Annotated in this window: 23 protein-coding genes; 11 read left to right on the top strand and 12 right to left on the bottom strand. The window is 66.4% G+C overall.

Annotated features, from left to right (window positions below):
* The first annotated feature begins 67 nt into the window (after positions 1–67).
* From LDO22_RS08145 to LDO22_RS08120, 6 genes are all read left to right on the top strand, one after another.
* Positions 68–529, top strand: a complete 462-nt coding sequence (locus LDO22_RS08145) for a MaoC family dehydratase N-terminal domain-containing protein (protein ID WP_224026691.1) — start codon at positions 68–70, stop codon at positions 527–529.
* A gap of 2 nt (positions 530–531) precedes the next feature.
* Positions 532–969 carry a MaoC family dehydratase gene (locus LDO22_RS08140; protein WP_224026690.1) on the top strand — a complete coding sequence of 146 codons (438 nt, stop codon included), beginning with the start codon at positions 532–534 and terminating at the stop codon, positions 967–969.
* 10 nt (positions 970–979) lie between these two features.
* On the top strand, positions 980–2,257 hold the full coding sequence (locus LDO22_RS08135; RefSeq protein WP_224026689.1) for an MFS transporter: 1,278 nt from the start codon (positions 980–982) through the stop codon (positions 2,255–2,257).
* Positions 2,258–2,308: 51 nt separating this feature from the next.
* Entirely contained in the window at positions 2,309–3,376 is a 1,068-nt protein-coding gene (locus tag LDO22_RS08130) for a UDP-N-acetylmuramate dehydrogenase (protein ID WP_224026688.1), read from the top strand.
* 38 nt (positions 3,377–3,414) lie between these two features.
* Positions 3,415–4,518 carry a winged helix DNA-binding domain-containing protein gene (locus LDO22_RS08125; RefSeq protein ID WP_224026687.1) on the top strand — a complete coding sequence of 368 codons (1,104 nt, stop codon included), beginning with the start codon at positions 3,415–3,417 and terminating at the stop codon, positions 4,516–4,518.
* Positions 4,519–4,689: 171 nt separating this feature from the next.
* A complete protein-coding gene (locus tag LDO22_RS08120; RefSeq protein WP_224026686.1) occupies positions 4,690–5,667 on the top strand; it encodes a type IV toxin-antitoxin system AbiEi family antitoxin domain-containing protein in 978 nt (325 codons plus the stop codon).
* Positions 5,668–5,724: 57 nt separating this feature from the next.
* On the opposite strand, the gene asd is transcribed toward LDO22_RS08120, so the two are convergent.
* From asd to LDO22_RS08060, 12 genes are all read right to left on the bottom strand, one after another.
* Positions 5,725–6,855: an aspartate-semialdehyde dehydrogenase gene (gene asd / locus LDO22_RS08115; RefSeq protein ID WP_224026685.1), complete on the bottom strand. Its 1,131-nt coding sequence runs from the start codon at positions 6,853–6,855 to the stop codon at positions 5,725–5,727.
* Between the two features lie 298 nt (positions 6,856–7,153).
* Entirely contained in the window at positions 7,154–7,564 is a 411-nt protein-coding gene (locus tag LDO22_RS08110; protein WP_159631328.1) for a hypothetical protein, read from the bottom strand.
* The gene (locus LDO22_RS08105) at positions 7,561–8,202 is read right to left on the bottom strand and encodes a hypothetical protein (RefSeq protein ID WP_224026684.1); all 642 of its coding nucleotides are present in this window, start codon (positions 8,200–8,202) and stop codon (positions 7,561–7,563) included. The genes LDO22_RS08110 and LDO22_RS08105 overlap by 4 nt, the downstream gene beginning before the upstream one ends.
* Before the next feature lie 20 nt (positions 8,203–8,222).
* Positions 8,223–9,248 carry a hypothetical protein gene (locus LDO22_RS08100; RefSeq protein WP_224026683.1) on the bottom strand — a complete coding sequence of 342 codons (1,026 nt, stop codon included), beginning with the start codon at positions 9,246–9,248 and terminating at the stop codon, positions 8,223–8,225.
* A gap of 113 nt (positions 9,249–9,361) precedes the next feature.
* Positions 9,362–9,580 carry an NF038396 family protein gene (locus tag LDO22_RS08095; RefSeq protein ID WP_141159734.1) on the bottom strand — a complete coding sequence of 73 codons (219 nt, stop codon included), beginning with the start codon at positions 9,578–9,580 and terminating at the stop codon, positions 9,362–9,364.
* Between the two features lie 4 nt (positions 9,581–9,584).
* On the bottom strand, positions 9,585–10,169 hold the full coding sequence (locus tag LDO22_RS08090) for a dihydrofolate reductase (RefSeq protein ID WP_224026682.1): 585 nt from the start codon (positions 10,167–10,169) through the stop codon (positions 9,585–9,587).
* Positions 10,166–10,969 carry a thymidylate synthase gene (locus LDO22_RS08085; protein WP_224026681.1) on the bottom strand — a complete coding sequence of 268 codons (804 nt, stop codon included), beginning with the start codon at positions 10,967–10,969 and terminating at the stop codon, positions 10,166–10,168. The genes LDO22_RS08090 and LDO22_RS08085 overlap by 4 nt, the downstream gene beginning before the upstream one ends.
* The gene (locus LDO22_RS08080) at positions 10,947–12,578 is read right to left on the bottom strand and encodes a hypothetical protein (RefSeq protein WP_224026680.1); all 1,632 of its coding nucleotides are present in this window, start codon (positions 12,576–12,578) and stop codon (positions 10,947–10,949) included. Before LDO22_RS08080 ends, LDO22_RS08085 begins: the two co-directional genes overlap by 23 nt.
* Positions 12,579–12,666: 88 nt before the next feature.
* Positions 12,667–13,635, bottom strand: coding sequence for an NUDIX hydrolase (locus LDO22_RS08075; RefSeq protein ID WP_159631336.1), 969 nt, complete (start codon positions 13,633–13,635; stop codon positions 12,667–12,669).
* An 11-nt stretch (positions 13,636–13,646) separates the two neighbouring features.
* Positions 13,647–15,896: an RNA degradosome polyphosphate kinase gene (locus LDO22_RS08070; RefSeq protein WP_159631337.1), complete on the bottom strand. Its 2,250-nt coding sequence runs from the start codon at positions 15,894–15,896 to the stop codon at positions 13,647–13,649.
* Between the two features lie 129 nt (positions 15,897–16,025).
* Positions 16,026–16,994 carry a mycothiol synthase gene (gene mshD / locus LDO22_RS08065; RefSeq protein WP_224026679.1) on the bottom strand — a complete coding sequence of 323 codons (969 nt, stop codon included), beginning with the start codon at positions 16,992–16,994 and terminating at the stop codon, positions 16,026–16,028.
* Positions 16,995–17,027: 33 nt separating this feature from the next.
* Positions 17,028–17,726: a response regulator transcription factor gene (locus tag LDO22_RS08060; RefSeq protein ID WP_159631339.1), complete on the bottom strand. Its 699-nt coding sequence runs from the start codon at positions 17,724–17,726 to the stop codon at positions 17,028–17,030.
* Positions 17,727–18,066: 340 nt separating this feature from the next.
* Here LDO22_RS08060 and LDO22_RS08055 point away from each other — a divergent pair, with 340 nt between their 5' ends.
* The 5 genes from LDO22_RS08055 to LDO22_RS08035 all read left to right on the top strand — a co-directional run bounded on the left by LDO22_RS08055 (position 18,067) and on the right by LDO22_RS08035 (position 21,945).
* A complete protein-coding gene (locus LDO22_RS08055) occupies positions 18,067–18,834 on the top strand; it encodes a permease (RefSeq protein WP_224027194.1) in 768 nt (255 codons plus the stop codon).
* Between the two features lie 173 nt (positions 18,835–19,007).
* Positions 19,008–19,616, top strand: a complete 609-nt coding sequence (locus LDO22_RS08050) for an FABP family protein (RefSeq protein WP_159631340.1) — start codon at positions 19,008–19,010, stop codon at positions 19,614–19,616.
* Between the two features lie 61 nt (positions 19,617–19,677).
* Positions 19,678–20,415 (top strand): flavodoxin family protein, encoded by a 738-nt coding sequence (locus LDO22_RS08045; RefSeq protein WP_159631341.1) that lies wholly within the window; start codon positions 19,678–19,680, stop codon positions 20,413–20,415.
* Between the two features lie 22 nt (positions 20,416–20,437).
* Positions 20,438–21,520, top strand: coding sequence for a glycine cleavage T C-terminal barrel domain-containing protein (locus LDO22_RS08040; protein WP_224026678.1), 1,083 nt, complete (start codon positions 20,438–20,440; stop codon positions 21,518–21,520).
* A complete protein-coding gene (locus LDO22_RS08035; protein WP_224026677.1) occupies positions 21,520–21,945 on the top strand; it encodes an ankyrin repeat domain-containing protein in 426 nt (141 codons plus the stop codon). The genes LDO22_RS08040 and LDO22_RS08035 overlap by 1 nt, the downstream gene beginning before the upstream one ends.
* Positions 21,946–21,959 lie beyond the last annotated feature (14 nt).

Here is a 21,959-nt window from a genome sequence, read left to right as displayed (position 1 = left end):
TGATGAAATCATCATACCAGTGCAGCGGGCGTCTTTTGAAGGGCGTGGCAACGATAGGCTGGAATCCATGACTATCAATCCGGACCTGCAGGGCCGTAGCTACCCTGCCGCAGAGGTGTATGACGTCGGCCGCGAGAAAATCCGTGAGTTCGCCCGCGCCGTGAAGGCGACCCATCCCGCGCACTTTGACGTGGACGCAGCCAGGGCCCTGGGCCACGCCGATCTGGTGGCACCGCCCACCTTCGCCATCATCATCGCCCAGCGTGCCGACGCACAGCTCATCGAGGACCCGGAAGCAGGCATCGACTTCTCCCGCGTGGTCCATGCAGACCAGCGCTTCACCCACCACCGGCCCATCGTCGCCGGTGACCGGCTCGTTGCCGAACTGCATGTTGACGGCGTCCGTGCCATGGGCGGCGGCGCCATGATCACCACCCGCTCGGAGATCTTCGCCCTCGGTTCCGGTGATTCGCGGGAACCCGTCACCACCACCACGTCATCCATCCTGGTCCGCGGAGAGGGACAGTAACCATGAGCCCCACCTTCAACGAACTCAGCGCCGGCCAGGAAATCGGCAGCCGCACCATCGAGGTCACACGCACCGACCTGGTCAGGTACGCCGGGGCGTCCGGCGACTTCAACCCCATCCACTGGAACGAGGCCTTCGCCAACGGCGTGGAACTGCCCGGCGTCATCGCCCACGGCATGTTCACCATGGGCTCCGCCGTCCAGCTGGTGACGGACTGGGCGGGCGACCCGGCCGCCGTCGTTGACTTCCAGACCCGCTTCACCAAGCCGGTCCTGGTGACCGACACCACCGGAACCGACCAGCCCGGGGCCACCATCGAGGTCAGCGGCACCATCGGAAAGCTCGACGCCGATGCGGGCACCGCGCGCGTCGACCTCACCGTTGTCTCCGCCGGGCAAAAAGTCCTGATGAAGGCCCAGGCCCTCGTCAAGCTGTCTTGAGCTGCACCTTTTGACCACTCCTGCAGGAACCACCGCAACGGCCGGGCAGGTCACTGCCTGGCGGAACGCCGTCGTGGTGGCCTACGGCGCCAGCGGCCTTGCCTTTGCCTCCTGGGTGTCCCGGCTGCCCGCTATCCGGGACACCCTGGACCTCACCCCGGGCAACATCGGCGTCATCCTGCTGTGCATGACGCTGGGGTCCTTCGCCTCCGTGTCTGCGTCCGGGCTGATCGTGCTGCGGCTGGGCTCCAAGCGGACCATCCGGACAGGCAGCATCATGGTGGGCGCAGGCCTGCTGACGGCGGGTTTTGGCACAACCGTGCTGGCAAGCCCGGTGGCAACCGCCATCGGCCTGGCCATCATTGGCCTGGGCACCGGAAGCTGGAACACGGCATCCAACGTTGAAGGCGCCGCGGTGGAACGCGCGGTGGGCCGGCACATCATGCCGCGGCTCCACGGTGCCTTCAGCCTGGGAACGGTGGCAGGCGCGGGGCTGGGTGCCCTCGCCGCGGCAGTGTCGCTGCCCGTGTTCTGGCACCTCGCGGCGGCAGGGACGGTGGTGGCTGTTTCGGTGGCGACGGCGGCGTCGTGGTTCCGTGCCGACATCACCCCGGTAGCGGGGGAGCGCAGCTACTCCCCGGACACCTTCGAGGATCCCAGCACCGGGCCAATTCCGGTCATCGCTCCCGCAACCGCCTCCGGTGACGCGCCGCTGGACAACAAGCGGAAGATCGCACAGGCGTGGCGGGACCGGCGGACCCTGCTCCTGGGCGTCCTGGTCCTCGGCCTGGCCCTGGCCGAAGGCGCCGCGGGGGACTGGGTGGCGCTGGCCCTGGCCGACGGGCACGGGCAGAGCGACGCTGCCGGCGCCGCCGGTTACGGACTCTTTGTCACGTTCATGACCATCGGGCGCTTTGCCGGCACGGTGCTGCTGGACAAGTTTGGCAGGGTCCCCGTGATGCGGTGCTGCGCTGCCATGGCTGTGCTGGGCCTGGGCATTTTCGTCTTTGCGCCGGTGCCGTGGCTTGCCTACGTGGGGCTCGCACTGTGGGGCCTGGGAGCATCCCTGGGCTTCCCGGTGGGCATGTCCGCCGCAGCCGACGACCCCGCGATGGCTGCCGCCCGGGTGTCCGTGGTGTCCACCATCGGCTATGCCGCATTCCTGTGCGGGCCGCCGCTGCTGGGGCTGCTGGCCGAGCACGTGGGCATCCTGCATTCGCTGCTGGCCGTGATGGTGATGCTCGCGGTGAGCTTTGTCCTCTCCCCGGTGGCCCGGAAGCTGGCCTGAAGGTACTGCGCGTCACTGCGCCCCCGCAGTATCTTCAAGTAACGTGGACAGGTGACTTCCACGCTTCTTTCCTCCTTGACCACCTCCGCCGTCGGAGGCCCTGCCGGCAAGTACATCGAGGCCCGCACCGAGGCTGAGATCATCGACGCGGTCCGCTCGGCGGATGCCGCCGGGGAACAAGTCCTGATCGTCAGCGGCGGGTCCAACCTCCTGGTGTCCGACGACGGGTTCCCCGGGACCGTCATCAGGATCGCCTCCGAGGGGTTCACGGTCAACGCCGAGGACTCATGCGGGGGAGTGGCCGTTGTAGTGCAGGCCGGCCACAACTGGGACAGGCTGGTGGAGCACGCGGTACGCCACGCCTGGTCCGGTATCGAGGCGTTGTCCGGGATCCCCGGCTCAACGGGGGCCACGCCGGTCCAGAACGTGGGTGCCTACGGTGCCGACGTTTCCCAGACCATCGCCGCCGTCCGTACCTGGGACCGCGAGCGGAACGCCGTGCAGACCTTCACCAACTCGGAGTTGAAGTTCGGCTACCGGGACTCCATCCTCAAGCAGACCACCGTCAATGGCTCGCCCCGGTATGTGGTCCTTACCGTCGAGTTCCAGTTGCCGCTGGGCCGGATGAGCGCGCCCATCCGTTATGCCGAGCTGGCCCGGGCCCTGGGTGTGGAAGTGGGCCAGCGCGCCTACGCGAACGACGTCCGCCGCGAAGTCCTGCGCCTTCGTGCCTCCAAGGGAATGGTGTGGGACGCCGCGGACCGGGACACCTACTCCACCGGCTCCTTCTTCACCAACCCGATCGTGGCGGCTGACGTCGCGGACAAACTGCCGGAAAACGCTCCGCGGTATCCTGCCGGGCAGGACGGGATGGTGAAGCTCTCCGCCGCATGGCTGATTGACCAAGCAGGCTTCGGGAAGGGCTTCGGCCTGGAAGACGACGGCGTGGCCGGAGGCCGGGCGTCGCTTTCCACCAAGCACACCCTGGCCATCACCAACCGTGGCTCCGCCAGCGCCGCCGACATGGTGGCTGTCGCGCGGGAGGTGCGGGCCGGCGTCGAACGCCACTTCGGCATTTCGCTGCACCCGGAGCCGCTGCTCATCGGCCTCGAACTCTAGCCGTCCCCGCAGGGCCGCGCCCGGCCTAGGATGGGCGCATGGCTGCATTTGGTGCCCTGCGCGACGGCAGGATGGTCGGCAGGCTCCGGCTGGTGTCCCAGCGGCTCGCCGGGATTGAGGCCACCTCCGTGCCCGGGCTGGTCCGTTGGATGACCGCCATGCAGGCCCAGGACCTGCCCGCGGCACTCTGGGCGGTGGGTGTCCGCGTGCCCGGGGCGGGAATCACCGATGTCCGGGCGGCCATCCATGCCGGCACAGTGGTGCGGTCCTGGCCGATGCGCGGGACGTTGCACCTCGTGGCTCCGGAGGACCTGCGCTGGATGCTGGACCTCACGGCCGAGAGGCTCACCAGGAGCATCGCGGGCCGTCACCGGCAGCTGGAGATTATGTGGGCAGACGTGGAGAAGGCCCGCGACCTCGCGCTGGAACACATCTCGGCGGAGGGCCCCGTCAGCCGCACCGCTCTGTTCAGGGTGTTCGACGACGGAGGCCAGCCGACGCTGGGCCAGCGCGGGATTCATCTCCTGGGTTCGCTCTGCCGGCACGGCTGGCTGGTTTTGGGGCCCTTGGCCGGCAACCAGCAGCTGATCGCTGCGTTCGACGAATGGATACCGGCATCCCGGAGCCTTGAGCGTGAGGCGGCCCTGGCCGAGTTCCTGCTCCGTTATTTCCGCAGCCACGGGCCAGCCACCCTCCGCGATTTCGCCTGGTGGACGCAGCTGCCGCTGACCGAGGTACGCACGGCGTTTGAACACGTCCGGCGCGAGTTGGTGGAGCTGGAGTTCGCGGGGACCAGCTATTGGCTGTCCCCGGAGGTGGCGGCGCTGCTGGACTCCGGAGTGCCCGGCGGCCGGTCCGTCCACCTGCTGCCGGGTTTTGATGAGTTTGTCCTGGGCTACACAGACCGCAGCCTCGTCCTGGCGCCGGAGCACTCCGACCTGATCGTGCCCGGCGGGAACGGAGTCTTCAAGAAGACGGTGGTTGCCGCGGGGAAGGTTGTTGGCACCTGGGCGCTGAAGGGCACCGGGCCGGGTGCCGCCGTCGTACCTGAACTCTTCGACGAAGCCCGGCCGCTTGGTCCGGCGGCGCAGGCAGCCCTGGCCAAGGCCGGCCGGCGCTACACGACGTTCCTGGCCACCTGACGTGCTTCCAGCCCTCACATAACCGGTCCTTGGCCGCTTAACCGGTCCCGCCCCGCATAACCGGCCCCGGGCAGCAACGGTTGTGCGGGTAAGGGCCGCTCGTACCGCGGGCCATCCACATAGCGGCGTCCCGTGCTTCCGATGCCGGTGTCCGCCGTCGAACCTTGGACAATGAATTCCGGTGATTTGCAGGCCCACGTCGACCATCGCTGGCCCAAGCAGGTGGTGGCGTCAACCCGCCAATTGGCGGCTGCCGGGCTGGACGACCGTGTGCTGACTGCGGCCGTGAAGAGCGGTACCGTGCTCCGGTTGCGGCGGGGAGCCTACGTCCGGAGCAGAAACTGGCATGGGCTCAAAGAATGGGACCGGGACCAGGCCCGGCTGATGGCCCACTTCGAGTCCACCCACGGCCGGTCCCGGTACAGCCACGTGAGCGCGGCATTGTTGCGGGGGCTTTTTGTCTGGGAAGGCGGGCCCGCCGTGCACGTGACAACCCAGTACGCCAACTCGAAGGCCAGCGCAGGAAGGGACGTCCGGACTCACAGGCTGCCGCTCGCGGAAGCTGAGAAAGCTTCACTGTGGACGCCCGACGGGCGGGAAGTCCTTACCACCAGTGCCGAGCGGACCGTGCTGGACTGCGCACGTATCCTGCCCTTGGAAAAGGCCGCTGTGATCGGTGACCACGCGCTGCGCAAGGGTGCGTCCATCGAGGCCATGCGGCAGCTGCTGAACGACAGTCCAGTGGTCCGCGGCGGCAGGCGCGCCTGGGACCTGCTGGCTGTTCTGGATGCCCGGTCCGAGTCCCCGGGGGAGACCCGGACCAGGCTGATGCTGCATTCTCTTGGCCTGCGCATGTTCGAACCGCAGGTTGGGATCACCACCCGCGAGGGCATTTTCCGGGCGGATTTCGCGGACCCCGACGCCCGGGTGATTATCGAGTTCGACGGCGTCGCCAAGTACACGGACTACAAGCCGGCGGCGGATGTGCTGATCGCGGAGCGGCGCCGGGAGAACGCATTGCAGGAGCTGGGTTGGGCAGTCTTCCGGATCAATTGGCAGCAGCTGAACCGGCCAGGAGAGCTGCGGCAACGGCTGTACGCATTCCTGGCGCGCCATTCCGGAACGCAAAAGCGGCCCTTTCCCGCATAACCGGTGCCGGGCAGCAACGGTTATGCGGGCGAGGGCCGCTAGTGAGGCAGCTGGAAGCTACAGGTTGCCGGTGGCGATGTTGAGCATGCGGCGCAGCGGCTCGGCGGCGCCCCAGAGGAGCTGGTCGCCCACGGTGAAGGCGCTGATGTACTGCGGGCCCATTTCCATCTTGCGGACGCGGCCCACCGGGATGTCCAGGGTGCCGGAGGCGGCCACGGGGGTCAGCTCGGCCATGGAGGCCTCCTTGGTGTTGGGAACCACCTTGGCCCACTGGTTGTCCTCGTCCAGGAGCTTTTCGATCTCGGCCACGGACAGGTCCTCGCGGAGCTTCAAAGTCAGGGCCTGGGAGTGGGAGCGCATGGCGCCGATGCGAACGCAGAGCCCGTCCATGATCACGTGGTTTTCCTCGGAGGTGCCCAGGATCTTGTTGGTTTCCACCCCGGCCTTCCACTCTTCCTTGGACTGGCCGTTGCCGAGGTCTGCGTCGATCCAGGGGATCAGGGAGCCGGCCAAGGGAACGCCGAACTGGGTCGCGTCGATGTCGGTGCGCTGGTGGGCCAGGACCTTGCGGTCAATATCCAGGATGGCCGACGCCGGGTCGTCCAGTTCCGTGCTGACCTCGGCGTTGAGCGTGCCGAACTGGCTGAGCAGCTCACGCATGTGCCGGGCACCGCCGCCGGACGCTGCCTGGTAGGTCATGGAGGTTCCCCACTCCACCAGGCCGTTCTTGAACAGGCCGCCGAGGCCCATGAGCATGCAGGACACGGTGCAGTTGCCGCCGATGAAGTCCTTGGTGCCGTTGACCAGGCCCTTGTCGATGACATCGCGGTTGATGGGGTCCAGCACGATGATCGAGTCGTCGTTCATGCGCAGGGTGGAGGCGGCGTCGATCCAGAGGCCGTCCCAGCCGCGGCTGCGCAGGTCCCCGTGGACCTGCTTGGTGTAGTCCCCGCCCTGGGCGGTGACGATAATGGGCAGCTTGGCCAGGGTGTCGAGGTCGAACGCGTTCTCGAGCTTGCCGGCACCGTCGGCGAACGACGGGGCGGCACCTCCCGCGTTGGAGGTGGAGAAGAACACCGGGTTGATGTTGGCGAAGTCGCCCTCGTCCTGCATGCGCTGCATGAGGACGGAACCGACCATGCCGCGCCATCCGACCAGGCCGACGGAAGGGGTAGCTGCTGTAGTCATTGGTCCAGTTTAGACTTCGCATCCGGAAGGGCGCAGTCGGTTACGTCACTGCGTGCCGCCATCAGCCTACGACGTCGGCCGGCTGGGTAAGGCGCTATCCAACGGGCCGCGGGAGGTTCCTGGCTTTGCGGAGCCTCTCCGCCTTGCGCTCCCGGAAGTATCCGGACCGTGCCGTAAACCATCAGGCCGAACAGGGCCGTCATCCTTCCTGACCCCGTACTCTTCGTCCGTGTAGCTGACGATCTCACCGTTCCCGGCCAGGCGGTGCTTCACCGGCACCGTCGGAGACCCAATTCTGCTACCAGTCCGGCCTGCTTGAGCGTCGGGTGGGAGGTTCAAGTGTTTTTCCAGCCGCCTTCCGCAGCCGTGCCGCTTTGCGTTCCTTGAAGTAGTAAGCCCATGAGGTGGGCACCAGGAAAAGCACAATCACACAGGCGATGACGAATTGCACCCAGTTGGTGACCCCGTCACCGGTAAGGACGATGATTGCCGCACCCACCACAATGCCAGAGAACAGGGAGATCAAGATGGCAAGAAAGAGCAGTCCGCCTGCTGAATTGACGGGTTTGATCACGCTGCCCGTTGAGCCTTTATAGACCCCGTATTCCTCGGGCGTGAGTCCCTGCCTCTCGGCCTCCAGTTGGATTTGGCGCTTGTAGTAGCCTTTGCGCTTGACCGGAGGAACCGGTCGTGGGTCTTCGCTGCTCATGTGGTTTCTCCGCGGGTTTCCCGAATACGGGTAAGCAGGCCGTATGTGTCCAGGCCCGTGATTTCCTCGACATCCCGGGTGGGATCGATAACCTTGCCAACCGCCCAGCCGAGGCCTTCCGGTCGAATGAGCAGGTGGTCTTCCCCAGAGATCGACTTGACCCGGACAAAGGCGGTCCCTTCGGGATGAGTCCGCCGATGTTCCTTGATGAGGGAGAGTTGGGCGTCTGCGCCGTCGATAGAGGGGTCCTGGGCAAAGACGAACCAGGTGCCCAGGGTCCTGGGCTGCATCAGCACAGATACTTTGTCGGAATCCACGTGTACCACAGTGTCCGTTTTCTCGCCGTCGACCAGGCTGATTTCCGTCCAGCGGCCCGCCCTGGACAAGGCGTACGCGGTGGGTACCGCGGGCCCTTCCAATTCAAGGTCGTCATCGACGCTGGCAAAGCCACGGGCCAGAAGCGAAGATCCTCCCGCGACGCAGATGGGGTCCGACTGGACTTCCTCTTCCAGTCGGAGTACCTGGGCGGACTTCCTCGCGGCGTCGGTATCGAACCTCCTGATCAGGTATGCGATTTCGGCAAAGCCGAAGCCAACCGCCGTGTCCGGCGGGTTGATGGATTCAGTGCTGGCTGTCACGAATTTGTCCTTTAGTTGAGTTATCCGAAGCCGAGGAAGCTGGCGGCGCTCTTGCCGAGGTCGGCCAGATTCTTGCCGGTGTCTTCGACGAACCGGCCAGGATCCTTCACGGCGCTGGCCATAGTATCCGCGACGTTGCTGGCCGCGTTGTTCACGAACTCCTTGACGGCAGGGATCTCGTAAATCGCGATTCCGGCACTGACCACCGTGCAGATGGTTCCAGCAGGCGGCGGAAGGAAGCAGGCCACGCCGAGTGCCGTCTTGGCGCCCGACCACAAGGCCTCCTCCGGTTTGCCTGCCGCGATATACCCCGCCGTGTCGAAAGCGTTCAGGCCCACGCCGGCCCACCCCAGGCCCCGGCCGAGCCCGCCTTTTCCAAGGCCTTCGAGAATTGCACCCTGACCCTTGAACAACCATGGACTCTCTTTAAAGACACCGCCGAATTGGTTGAGTGCCGGGATATATTTCTGAAGATTCTTGAGTCCGAGGATATCTGTCCCGGAATCCAGCAAATTGTAAGTGATGCTCCTGCCCGGAAGCTTGGCCCAGAGTTCAGCATCAGTAAAGCTGTCCAGGCCTTTGGCGGCCATCGTGCCCAAACCAAAAACGCTTTTCGGCAGATCCAAGCCCGCCTTGATCTGGCCGCGAAGACCCCACCCGTCCCGGAATGGCGAACCCTTGGCCAGCCAATCGGGCCCCCAAGGATCCGCGGGAGATCCGGAACCTGGCCCGACAGATCCGCCGAAGCCCGGGCCGCCCGCGGAGCCGGGTGCCCCGCCGCTCGCCTTCTCCTGCTCATCAGCGTTCTTGAGCAGTACTTTCGATTCCTGCTGCAGCCGCGAGACGGTCTGCTGGAGAAGGGTCCGGTGGCTGGTGTTCCAGTCCGAGCGGAACCGCTGGGCATCCGCGCCCTTCCAGGCCGGGTTGTTGTTGATCTGACTGCTCAGCTGCGTCGACTGCTGCTGCAGCAGATCCGCCGTCTTGTTGAACTGCTGCGCGAGGGCCCGCAGTTGCTCGACGTCGGCGCCCCATAAAGTTCCTGCCACCAGGATTTCCCCCCAATATCATTCAACAGCCCCCAGAGTGCTGCATGCCCCAGCCTAGGCCGCGCCCGGGCCGCCCGCGATGGGGTGTCCTCCCCATGCCGCTGCAGTGAGCGTTAGCCCTGGTCTGACTGCTCCAGTACGGCTGCCTTCCGCGCGCGCAGCGCGAAGAACGCCCCGAAGGTGAACACCTGTGTGACCACCACCAGCACGATGGCTCCGGCGATCTTGTTGCCTCCCAGGATCATGGTCAGTCCCACGATCGCGGACAGCAGCGCCAGCAGGGGCAGCAGCATGTAGCCCAGGACGAACAGGGTTTCCGGTTTCTTCAGCATGTTCCTAGCCCTCGGTCCGTGACCATTTGGTGAATCGGTAGCGTGTGCCGTTGGCGGCCGTCAGCCAGCCGTCCGGCGGGACGGAGGCGGTGGCCTCCCAGCTGGCGCCGAGCTCCGGGGCGAATGTGTCGCCGTCGGCCTCCACATCGATGGTGGTAACCACCGCGACGTTGGCGAGCTCGGTGGACTGGCGGAAGACCTCACCGCCGCCCAGGATCCAGACGGTCTCGCCGCCGTCGACAAACTGCGACTCAAGGAGTGCGTCATCAAGGGAGGGAACCACGACGGCGCCCTCCGCCTCGGGCGTGTTGGCCCAGCTTTTCTGCCGGGTGATGACAATGTTCGTGCGCCCGGGCAGCGGGCGGTACTTGTCCGGGAAGGACAGCCAGGTTTTCCGGCCCATGATGACCGGATGCCCGTTGGTGAGGCGGGTGAAGTGTTTGAGGTCCTCGGGCAGGTGCCAGGGCATGTCCCCGTCCTTGCCGATGACGCCGTCGGAGGTCTGCGCCCAGACCAGGCCGACGCCGGTGATCGAGGCAGCCAGCTCCTCCGTGAAGGACTGGGGATCAGTGAAGTTTTCGGTGCTCATACGGCGATCGGCGCCTTGATCGTGGGGTGGTGCTGGTAGCCCACCACGTCGAAGTCCTCCAAGGTGTAGTCGAAGATCGAGGCCGGCTTGCGGGTGATCTTCAGCTGCGGGTACTCGTAGGGCTCGCGTTCCAGCTGCTTGAGGACCTGGTCCATGTGGTTCTCGTAGATGTGCACGTCACCGCCGGTCCACACGAATTCGCCGGGCTCGAGGCCCACCTGCTGGGCGACCATGCAGGTGAGCAGCGCATAGGAGGCGATGTTGAAGGGGACGCCCAGGAACATGTCAGCGGAGCGCTGGTAGAGCTGGCACGAGAGCTTGCCGTTGGCCACGTAGAACTGGAAGAACGCGTGGCAGGGCGGGAGCGCCATGTCGTTGAGTTCGGAAACGTTCCACGCTGACACGATGTGCCGGCGGGAGTCCGGATTCGATTTCAGGTTCTCGATCAGTTCGGCGATCTGGTCGATGTGGCCGCCGTCCGGGGTGGGCCAGCTTCGCCACTGCACGCCGTAGACCGGGCCCAGGTCGCCGTCCTCATCCGCCCACTCGTTCCAGATGGTGACGCCCTGGTCCGTCATCCACTTGATGTTGGTCTCGCCGCGCAGGAACCACAGGAGCTCCACCGCCACTGACTTGAAATGGACCCGCTTGGTCGTGATCAGCGGAAAGCTTTCGGAGAGGTCAAAGCGGATCTGCCGCCCGAAAACGCTGGTGGTTCCGGTGCCCGTGCGGTCCGATTTATGGGTGCCGGTGGCCAGGACATCGCGCAGGAGGTCTTCATAAGGCGTTGGGATGCTCACGCCTCAAGTCTACTGGCTGAAGATCTTGGGCCGGCGGTGGTCCGGAGGTACCGCGCTGGGCTGTTCCGCCGACAGGAATCACGGCGACCACCACGCCCGCCGCTGCCAGGACAGCCCCGACGCCGGGCGCGGCCTGCCAGGCGAAGTCCCAGGGCTCCGGGCCCAGGGGCGATGCGCTGTGCAGCTTCGGGCCGGCGCCTATCAGCAAAACACCGGCTTGAACCGCGAAGAACGCGGCCAGCGTCCGGACCACCCGGTGCACGGTGATGGCGCGGAGGGCGGCGTCGAGTCCGGGGACAGTGCCTCGAACGCTGCTGCGCCGGCGGGCCAGCAGCAGGGGAAGGCCCGAGACGGGCAGAACCCCGGCACTGGCCCAAGCAGTCACCGGCCATGACTGCTCCACTCCCAGCTCAACCTGCCGCCACGCAACAAGGAAGACGGCAGCCATGAGAACAGTTGCAGCCGCAACCAGCGTGCAGGCCAGGCCGGGTGGAACCGGTTGGCGGGGCCAGTGCCGAGGCTCGTCCGTGGCCCCGTAATTCCGGTGCACCAGCAGTTCGCCGAGTGAAACAACGGCCAGGACAGCCGCGGCGGATACGGCCACCAATAGCGCCGGATGCCCGGTAACCGCGCCCGGGACCAAGATTGCCGCGGGTACAGGAACAAACGCCGCAAGTCCCATCACGGCGCCGATCGACACCGATAACCGCATGACCGGTTCTTCCCGGTTGGCGGCGCGCCCGCGCCTTGGCTGTGCGCCCGTCAGCCTGGGTGGAGACCAGAACAACATCAGCAGCAGGACGCCCAGATTCAGTGCCCCGGCCGGGTTGAACCAGTTCGCGGGTCCGGTGGCCGGATCCGTCCGGGCTGCGTGGTTTCCCGCGATGGCCGCCAACCCGGACGCAACGGTCGCAACCGTACGAAGGAGACGGTTCATGGTGATGGTCCGCAGCAGGGCGTCGAGTCCGAAGGCAAGCCCGTCCACCGGCCTGCGGCGGCTGATCAGCAGCAGTACGGCGAGGGTTCCCAAAACCAGGGCGAACAACGCGCCGCCCAGGTACATCGCCAGCTGCACGCCAGGGATCCGGCCTTCTCCGCCAAAGGTGGCGTAGCCGCCCCCACCATCCGGGCGTGACCAGTAAGGGCGTGGTGCGAAACCGGGCAGAGTGGACGTCCACACGACCTGGGCAACGGAGAGGCCGAAGATCACCGTGACCGTCCAGGCGAGGGGACGGGGAAGGAGATCGCGGACGCGGGACACCTTTCCGGTCAGCTTCCCCGGCTGGACGCGGGCCTTGGGGTAGCTGAGCTGCCCCAGCACGTGTGCGGCCAGGCAGCCGAGAACCGGCCACGCGAGGGCCGGGGCAATGTCCACGGGAACCGTCGATGATCCAGGTAATGGCAGGATGCCTGCGTTGGCAGCCGGCAGCAGCGAACTTCCCAGCCAGCCGATCACTCCGATGCAAAACGCGTGCCGGGATGCTGCTGCGGTGAAATCCGGGCCCCGGGCGCCACGGATCAGGGATCGGAGCAGGAGGTACGCGCCGCCGGCGAGCAGGAACGGCCAGAGGACGGCAACGGGTGGAGCATCAGAAAGAACAGCGGTCATGGCAGCCGGCACGTTATCCCCCAGAACTGTGCATCGTTCACCCAAGTCAAGGGGGATACCGGCCCCGGGTCAAGCGGCGCGGGTTTCCTTAGTCGTCAAAGGGCTTGAACTGTTCCACCGCTACAACCCGTTTTTTACCGCTGTTGGCCACATGGCAGACCACCACCTCGCCCGGTGACAGGAACGGCTCATGGGCGGGCAGCAGCTTCGCCAGGTGTGATGGCATGTGGGTGGCAAGCTGCTTGAGCACTGTGGGCAGGGCAGGCCGGTGGGTACAGACCACCACGGCCCGTTGCTTATCGACCAGGGACTCGATGACGGCGGCGGTTTTCTTCGGACTCCGCTGGTGCTTGTGCTCGGTCAAGCCCTCCGCGAGCTTCACTTTCGCGCCCGTGGCCCGGGCATACGGGGCCACGGTTGCGACGCAGCGCAGCCAGGGGCTGGTCACCACCCGCATGGGCTTCCATACCTCCAGGAGCCGGCCCACGGCCTGGGCCTGCCGGGATCCGGTGGCCGCCAACGGGCGTTCGCCCTCGGCCTTGCTCCAGGACGAGCGCGGCTTGGCCTTGGCATGGCGGAGCACCAGTAAGGGCCAGGTGTCCAGCTCCCCGCGTTCATGCGCGTCGCGCAGGTATTCAAGCGGGCCGACGTCGGACGGGTTGGACAGCAGGCGGGCGGCCTTTTCGGGGGCGCACCACATGACGCTGTCCACTTCCTTGCCGTCCGGAACCAGGCTGTCACCGTTGACCCTGACCGCCCAGTAGTGGACCACCTTGAGCCCGGACGCCACGTGGTAGTGGATGGGCGGCAGCGGTATCCCCAGGGGCGCCTTGAGGCCGATCTCCTCCCACACCTCACGGACGGCGCATTCGGGGATTGTCTCGCCGGCGTCGATCTTTCCCTTGGGCCATGACCAGTCGTCATAGCGGGGCCGGTGGATCAGCAGGACCTCCAGGCCGTCCCTGCCGGCGCGCCAGGGAATGGCGCCCGCAGCAGTTACAGCTATGGGTTCCCCCGGGTGGTCAGTCTGGTCAGCTACGAGTGCATCGCTCGACAACGCGGCGGCCCTTATCGCCGGCTCAGGCTGCGTTGCCGCGGACGGGACGCCAGCAGCCAGGACTGGACGTCTTCAAGCGGCTTCCCGTCCTCGGAGAGGTGGTGCCGGATCCAGCGGCCCTCGTTGTCGAGGTGCCAGCTGGAGGTTTCCGGGTCCATGTAGCGGCGCAGGAGGTCAAGGACGTAGGTGATGTCGTCCGGGCTGCTGAGCTGCACCAGCGCCTCCACCCGTCGGTCCAGGTTACGGTGCATCATGTCCGCGGAGCCGATGTACACCACGGGGTCCCCGCCGTTGGCAAAGGCGAACACCCGCGAGTGTTCAAGGAACCGGCCCAGGATGGAACGCACCGTGATGTTGTCGCTCAGGCCGGGAACGCCGGGGCGCAGGGAGCAGATGCCGCGGACCACCACGTCCACCTTCACACCCGCCTGGGATGCACGGTACAGGGAGTCGATGATGGCCTCGTCCACCATTGAGTTCACCTTGATCTGCACATGGCCCGGCACACCTGCCCGGGCATTGCGGATCTCCGTCTCAATCCGGTCGATGAGCCCGGAGCGCACGGAGCGGGGTGCCACCAGCAGGCGCTTGAAGGTTGACTTGGGCGCGTAGCCGGAAAGCTGGTTGAACAGCTTGGAAAGGTCCTCGCCCACCTGGTCGTTGGCAGTCAGCAGGCCCAGGTCCTCGTAGTACCGTGCAGTGCGCGGATGGTAGTTGCCGGTGCCGATGTGGCAGTAGCGGCGAAGGCCGTCCACCTCCTGCCGTACCACCAGCGAAAGCTTGCAGTGGGTTTTCAGGCCCACGATGCCGTACACCACGTGCACGCCGGCCTGTTCCAGTTTGCGGGCCCAGGAGATGTTGGCCTGCTCATCGAACCTGGCCTTGATCTCCACCAGGGCCAGGACCTGCTTGCCGGCCTCGGCAGCGTCGATCAGGGCGTCCACGATGGGGGAGTCGCCGGAGGTGCGGTACAGGGTCTGCTTGATGGCCTGGACCTTCGGGTCCGCCGCGGCCTGTTCCAGGAACGCCTGTACTGACGTGGAGAACGAATCGTACGGGTGGTGCAGCAGGATGTCCCGGCGCCGCATGGCGGCGAACACGTTGGCAGCCTTGGATGTCTCGGACTCGTTCAGGTACCGCGACGTGTGCGGGACATGCTTGGGGTAGTGCAGGTCCGCACGGTCGATCCCGGCAATGACGGACAGGCCCCGCATGTCCAGCGGTGCGGGCACCGAGTACACCTCGGACTCTTCGACCCCCAGTTCACGGATCAGCAGTGCCCGGATATTGGGGTTGATGTCGTTGGTGACTTCCAGCCGGACGGGCGGGCCGAACCGGCGGCGGAGGAGTTCCTTCTCCAGTGCCTGCAGGAGGTTTTCGGCATCGTCCTCCTCCACCTCCACGTCCTCGTTGCGCGTCACGCGGAAGGTGTGGTGCTCCAGGACCTCCATGCCGGGGAACAGCTTGTCCAGGTGCACGGCGATGACTTCTTCAAGCGCGATGAACCGTGCCACCCGGCCCGGCACGGCACCGGCGCGCGGGCCGTCGATGGAGATCAGCCGCGGCAGCTGGTCGGGGACCTTGACGCGGGCGAAGAGCTCCTTGTCGCTGACCGGGTTCCGGACCACCACGGCAAGGTTCAGTGAAAGGCCCGAGATATAGGGGAACGGATGCGCCGGATCCACGGCAAGGGGCGTGAGGATGGGGAAGACCTTTTCCGCGAACATGACGCTGAGCTGCTGCTGGGCGGCGTCGTCCAGTTCCCCCCACTGCATGACGTGGATGTGCTCGTAGGCCAGGGCGGGGCGGATCTGCTCCGCGAAGACCTGCGAATGCCGCTGCTGGAGCCGGTGGGCTTCCTCGCTGATCCGCTCCAGCACCTCAACCGGGCTCAGGCCGGCAGGGGAGGGGACGGCGAGTCCGGTGGCGATGCGGCGCTTGAGGCCTGCCACGCGGACCATGAAGAACTCGTCCAGGTTGGAGGCGAAGATGGACAGGAAGCTCACCCGTTCCAGCAGGTGGAGGGTGGGGTCTTCCGCCAGTTCCAGCACGCGGGAATTGAAGGCAAGCCAGCTCAGCTCGCGGTCCAGGAACCGGTCAGGGCGGATGTCGCCTTCCGGCTGCAGGTTCGGTGCGAACTCAGGGATGTCGATCCGGTCCTGGGTGGCCCGTGATGCCGGTACCTCGGAGGAGCCGAAGCGGGCCCGGACAGGCACCGCAACATCCTGGGACGTGGCTGTTCCGGACGGTTCCGGGTTCATGGCTTCTCCTTTAGCTGGCGCTCCAGTGCCGGCGCTTCCGCCCCGCGCGGCTCCATTTCAACCTTACAAGCATTCACCGGTCCCACGGCCTTTGTTTTACGCGGCGCCGGGGATTGGTTTGCGGCCTGCCTACCCGCCGGCCGGGCCGTACATGACGTCCATGTCCCAGCGGGTGAAGCCGAGCCGGCGGTACAGGGCAACGGCCGGGGCGTTGTCAGCATCCACGTAAAGCATCACGCCATTTAATCCTGCGTCGCGGAGGTGTTTGATGCCGGCAATGGTCAACGCCTTGCCCAGGCCCATGCCCTGCGCCTCCGGCGTCACGCCCACCACGTAAACCTCGCCGATCGCAGGATGCTCACCGTGGCGGGGGTGGACCTTGGTCCAGTGGTATCCCAGCAGGCGCCCGTCCCGGTCTTCCGCCAGGAGGAAGCCGGACGGGTCGAACCAGTCCTCGGCCATGCGCGCGTCGAGGTCGGCCCTGGTGAGGCCGCCCTGCTCGGGGTGGTGGGCGAACGCCGCCCGGTTGGCGGCCAGCCACGCCTCCTCATCCTTGCCGGGGACGAAGGCGCGGATGGCCACCCCGTCCGGAAGGCCGGCGTCGGGCAGGTCCGCGCCCGCCGTCGTCATCCGCATCTTCCACAACTCGCGCACCGGCGCGTACCCATAGCGGGCGGCAAGGTCGGCAGCGGCCTCGTGGTTGCCGTGGGACCACGCCTTAAGCCCGTCAAAGCCCCGGACCTCCTTCAGCGCACCCACCAGCCGGTCCGCCACACCCTGGTTCCGGTACGAGGGATGGACGGCGATTTCCAGGATGCCGGTTCCGTCCTGCTCTTCAACCACGACGGCGAAGCCCGCTAGATCCTGGCCGGTCACCGGGTCGGAGTCCTCGTCCGGGGCGTAGAGGGCCAGCGTCAGCAGCGTGTGCTCGGCCGAATCCCCGGCCCGCATGGTCACCAGGGTTTGCTCGGAAATGGAGGGGTTGCCGTCCGATTCCTCAGCCGCAGCCAAAAGGTCGCGGCAGTCTTTCAGCAGTTGCTGGTCAGCTCCGCCCCGGACGACATGGACGGGCCACTTCTGCGGATGCGCTGGAGTCATGAGCCAAGGCTATACGCCGGCGGCGGTCCAGGCTCAAGCCTCGGTGAGTTCATCTTCCTGCTGCCGGACCAGGGTGAGGCGGTAGCCCACGTTCCTGACGGTGCTGATCAGGTTCTCGTGGTCTGCGCCGAGCTTGGCCCGCAGCCGCCGGACGTGGACATCCACGGTGCGCGTGCCGCCGTAGTAGTCGTAACCCCAGACCTCGGTAAGCAGCTGCTGCCGGGTGAAGACGCGGCCGGGGTGCTGGGCCAGGTACTTCAGGAGTTCGAACTCCTTGAAGGTCAGGTTCAGGGGCGCCCCGTTGACCCGGGCCGTGTAGCTTGCCTCATCGATGACGACGCCCGCGGCACGGATTTCGCTCGGGGTGTCTTCCTGCTCGGGTACGGCCCGGGCAACGGACAGCCGGATGCGGGCCTCCACCTCGGCGGGGCCGGCGGAATCGAGGACGATGTCGTCAACGGCCCACGCGGAGGACACCGCAGCCATGCCACCCTCAGTGAGGATCAGCACGAGCGGGGCGCTGAGGCCAGTGGCTTTCAGGAGCTGGGTGAGGGAGCGGGCGCCCACCAGGTCCTTGCGGGCGTCCAGCAGGACAATGTCGCAGGGGTCTGTTTCGAGGAGGGCCGTCGGCTCGGCGGGGAGGATATGGACCCTGTGGTTCAGCAGCTCGAGGGCAGGCAGGATGTCCACCGAAGAACCGGTGCTGTTGGTCAGTAACAGGATGTGCGACATTGTTCCTCCAAGGGCCGTCCGCGCATCGTTGGGCGACTGAACCGGATTCTCACCGGCCGGTACTGGCTTCCTGCAGGAGGTTTTGGTCCGTCAGCATGCCGCCGGCCAGCCACCTCAGCAGGGAGCGTAGCTGAACCTTGAGTATACCCGTCAGCCCCTTCCAGACCACAGATCCGCGACGTGGACCAGCACGTTTTGCGACATATCCAGTTCACATAAGGCAGGATTGGACCAGGGCGGACCCGCCCTGCCGTGAGGGGGCTGACCAGCCTTCCGGCCGATCGCCAGGATGGGAAAACAGCGCAGTGAGTGCACCGACGAAGCACAGGCCGGGCCCCGCATGACGGCGGAACTGCAGGCGCCCGTCCGTTCGCTTGGCTCCTGGACCGTTGGCGTCGTCGGGATAGCCGGCCTTATTGCGATTATCGCCGGGGTCTACGCCTCGCCGGAAGCGCTCGTGGTGGTGGGTATCCTGATCGCCGCGGCCGTGGGCATCGGCTGGCCGCACTTCCTGCGCATTCCCGCCAAAAAGACCCTCGCCGCCGTCATCGCCCTGCCGGGCGCAGGCGCCGCAGTAGCGGCGGGCCTGGCGCCCGCCCCCGGGTACCTGGACTGGACACCCGCCTTCGTTGCCCTGGGAATGATGGCCGTTTTCGTGGTGCAGTTGATCCGCGGCACCGGGCAGGCGCAGCGGCTGGAGTCCACCCTTGGATGCTGCGCAGGTGTCCTCTTGTCCTGCCTCGGCGCGGGCTGGATTGCCGGCTCCCGGTTCAACGGTGTCCGGGAAATGCTGCTGGTGGCGGCGATCAGCGCCGCAGTGGCCCTGCTGGCAGGGCTTATCCGCTGGCCGGACAGCATCGTCGCCCCGCTGGGAGTGGTGCTTGCCGGACTGGCCGGACCGCTTGCCGGGCTGGTCCTGTCGGACATCGCCGTCCTGCCGGCCGCCGTCTTCGGCGTGGTGGTCGGTGCGGTCTTGGCCAGCTTCCGGCGGCTGGCAACGCTCCGCGGTGCCCCGCTGAACATCCCGGCCGCGCTGGGCATGGGCCTTGCCCCTGTTTCGGCCGTCGGATCCCTCGCGTACTTCATAGACAAACTACTCATCTACTAACGGGTTAGGATGGCACCATGTCCGTACTTGCTTTTGAAATCTTCTTCCTTGTCCTGCTCGGCATTGCGAGCCTGTCCATGGCCTGGTTCGCCGGCTTCGTGGTCTACCGCCTCTTCAAGGGCCAGAAGTAGCCACCCCTTTTCAAGGACCGGCCGTATCTGGAGGTAAGACCAATGCCCATTGAGATTCCTACAGACCTGACCCCCGAACTCGTCCCCCTTTCCTGGCTCATCGGTGAGTGGGAGGGCCGGGGCCGGCTGGGCAGCGGCGACGAGGATTCCGAACACTTCCTGCAGCACGTTTCCTTCACCCACAACGGCCTGCCGTACCTGCAGTACCGTGCCGAAAGCTGGTTGACCGACGACGAAGGCACGCGCCTGCGGCCGCTCACCGTCGAGACGGGTTTCTGGGCGCTGGAGCGCAAGCAGCTTGATGCCGACGGCGGTCCCGGCCTGGTGCCCGCCGACATCGTGCCGGTGCTGAAGAGTGCCGACGAGGTTGAGGCACTGCGCAACAAGGACGGCGGCTTCGACATCTCCGTGTCCATCTCGCATCCCGGCGGAATCTCGGAGCTGTACTACGGCCAGATCAAGGGTCCCCAGATCCAGCTGACCACCGACATGGTGATGCGCGGCAGCCACTCGAAGGACTACAGTGCGGCCACCCGCATTTTCGGGCTGGTGGACGGCAACCTGTTGTGGCGGTGGGACGTTGCCGCGGGCGGCGAGGCAGGGAAGGGCCTGGAGGCACACGCTTCCGCGTTCCTGCACAAGGTTTCCTGACCAACGAGGGTTTCCTGACCAAAAAGAGGGTCTCCTGACCCGCGAAAAAGGGAGCGGCACCGTGGAAGAAGGCACCAGGAAAGCAGCAGGAGCGCCGGCCGGTTACGGCGACCTCAAGGCTGTCTTTTTCAACGGCACGCTCAAGAAGTCGCCCCAGACCTCCAACACGGATGGACTGATCCGCATCAGCCGCCGGATCATGGAAAAGCAGGGCGTCAGCACCACGGTGATCCGCACGGTGGACCACGATATCGCCACCGGCGTCTACCCGGACATGACCCAGTACGGCTGGGCCACCGACGAATGGCCCGAGCTTTACCCCGCGGTCCAGGAAGCCGACATTGTTGTGGTGGCCGGACCCATCTGGCTGGGGGACAACTCCTCCCAGACCAAGAAGCTGATCGAACGCCTCTACGCCCACTCCGGGGAGCTCAACGGCAAGGGCCAATGGGCGTTCTACCCGAAAGTCGGCGGCTGCCTGATCACCGGAAACGAAGACGGCATCAAGCACTGCGCCATGAACGTCCTGTACAGCCTTCAGCACATCGGCTTCAGCATCCCGCCGCAGGCCGATGCCGGTTGGATCGGGCCGGTGGGCCCCGGGCCCAGCTACCTGGATGAAGGCTCGGGTGGCCCGGAGACGGACTTCACCAACCGGAACACCACATTCATGACGTGGAACCTCCTGCACCTGGCCAGGATCCTGAAGGACGCCGGGGGCTATCCCGCGTACGGAAACCTGCCGGGCGAATGGGCTGCCGGTACAAGATTCGATTTCGAAAACCCGGAATACCGCTGACCTCCAAGGACTTCTACTTCATATGACTACGCCCAGCCCTTTGTTGTCGCGCACCGGGGCCGTCGTGGCCGCCGGCCCTGACGCCGGGGTCGCCGCCCACTACGGCGAGCCGCTGCGCGAGCAGCGCGCCCTTGCTGCCGGAACCGCCGTCGTCGACCTTTCCCACCGCGGCGTGGTCACCGTCACCGGGCCGGACCGGCTCAGCTGGCTGAATACCCTGTCCTCACAGCAGGTGGCAGCCCTGAAACCCGGCGAGTCCAGCGAACTGCTGCTCCTTAGCGTCCAGGGCCGCATCGACTTCGACGCCAGGGTGGTCGACGACGGGGAGAGCACCTGGCTGATCGTGGAGGCAGCCGAAGCCGCCCCGCTTGCCGAGTACCTCAACCGCATGAAGTTCATGCTGCGGGTGGAGATCGCCGACGTTTCGGCGGACTGGGCCGTTGTGGGCAGCACACGTGCCGTGCCCGAATGGTCCGGCCACCTCGCCTGGCAGGATCCGTGGCCGCACGTCTCCGCCGGCGGATACTCCTACGCCACCGTCTCAGAGGAGAACCATCCCGGGCTTGAGCGCCCTTGGTTCGAGTACCTTATCCCCGCCGCCGGGCTGGAGGACGCCGTCGCCGGGCGGGCGTTGGCCGGCGTGCTCGCCGCCGAGGCCCTCCGGGTCGCAGCGTGGCGCCCCAGGATCGGGGCCGAGACGGACGACAAGACCATCCCGCACGAACTGGACCTGCTGCGCACCGCCGTGCACCTGGCCAAGGGCTGCTACAAGGGGCAGGAAACCATCGCCCGCGTCCACAATCTTGGCCACCCGCCGCGCAGGCTGGTGTTCCTGCAGCTGGACGGTTCGCAGCACACCCTGCCCGCTGCCGGGAGTCCCGTCATGGCCGGGGAGCGGAAAGTGGGGACCGTGACCTCGGTGGCGCAGCACTACGAAATGGGTCCCGTCGCCCTGGCAGTCATCAAGCGTTCCGTGGCCCCGGATGAAATACTGACGGTCCTGGACGGCGACGAGCCGTATCCGGCCGTCCAGGAACTCATCGTCGCCCCCGACGCCGGCCAGGTCGTGGGGCGCCAGACCGGATTCCTGAGGGGGCCACGCTGATGACCGAGAACACCGCGCCCGTCCACGCCGGGGCGGAGGCAACGGAGGGGCACGACGACGACGCGCTGGCTTTGGCGCACACGCTCTTCCAAGCTGCCCGTGACGGCAGCGACGAGCTGCTGGGTGCCTACCTGGACGCCGGGGTGCCCGCCACCATGACGAACTCCGCCGGCGATTCCCTTCTGATGCTCGCGGCCTACCACGGGCACGCCGGCACCGTTGAGCTGCTCCTGCAGCACGGTGCGGAAGCCAACACCGCCAACGACAGGGGCCAAACCCCGCTCGCAGGAGCGGCGTTCAAGGGCTACACGGACGTGGCCCGGGTTCTGCTGGGCGCCGGAGCGGATCCGGACGCCGGTGCGCCGTCGGCACGGGCAGCGGCGCAGATGTTTGCCCGCTCGGAGATCCTGGACCTGCTGGGCTGACTTTTCCGGGTTTC

Source organism: Arthrobacter sp. NicSoilC5, from assembly GCF_019977395.1.
Classification (GTDB): domain Bacteria; phylum Actinomycetota; class Actinomycetes; order Actinomycetales; family Micrococcaceae; genus Arthrobacter.
This window is presented reverse-complemented; position numbering and strand designations above follow the sequence as displayed.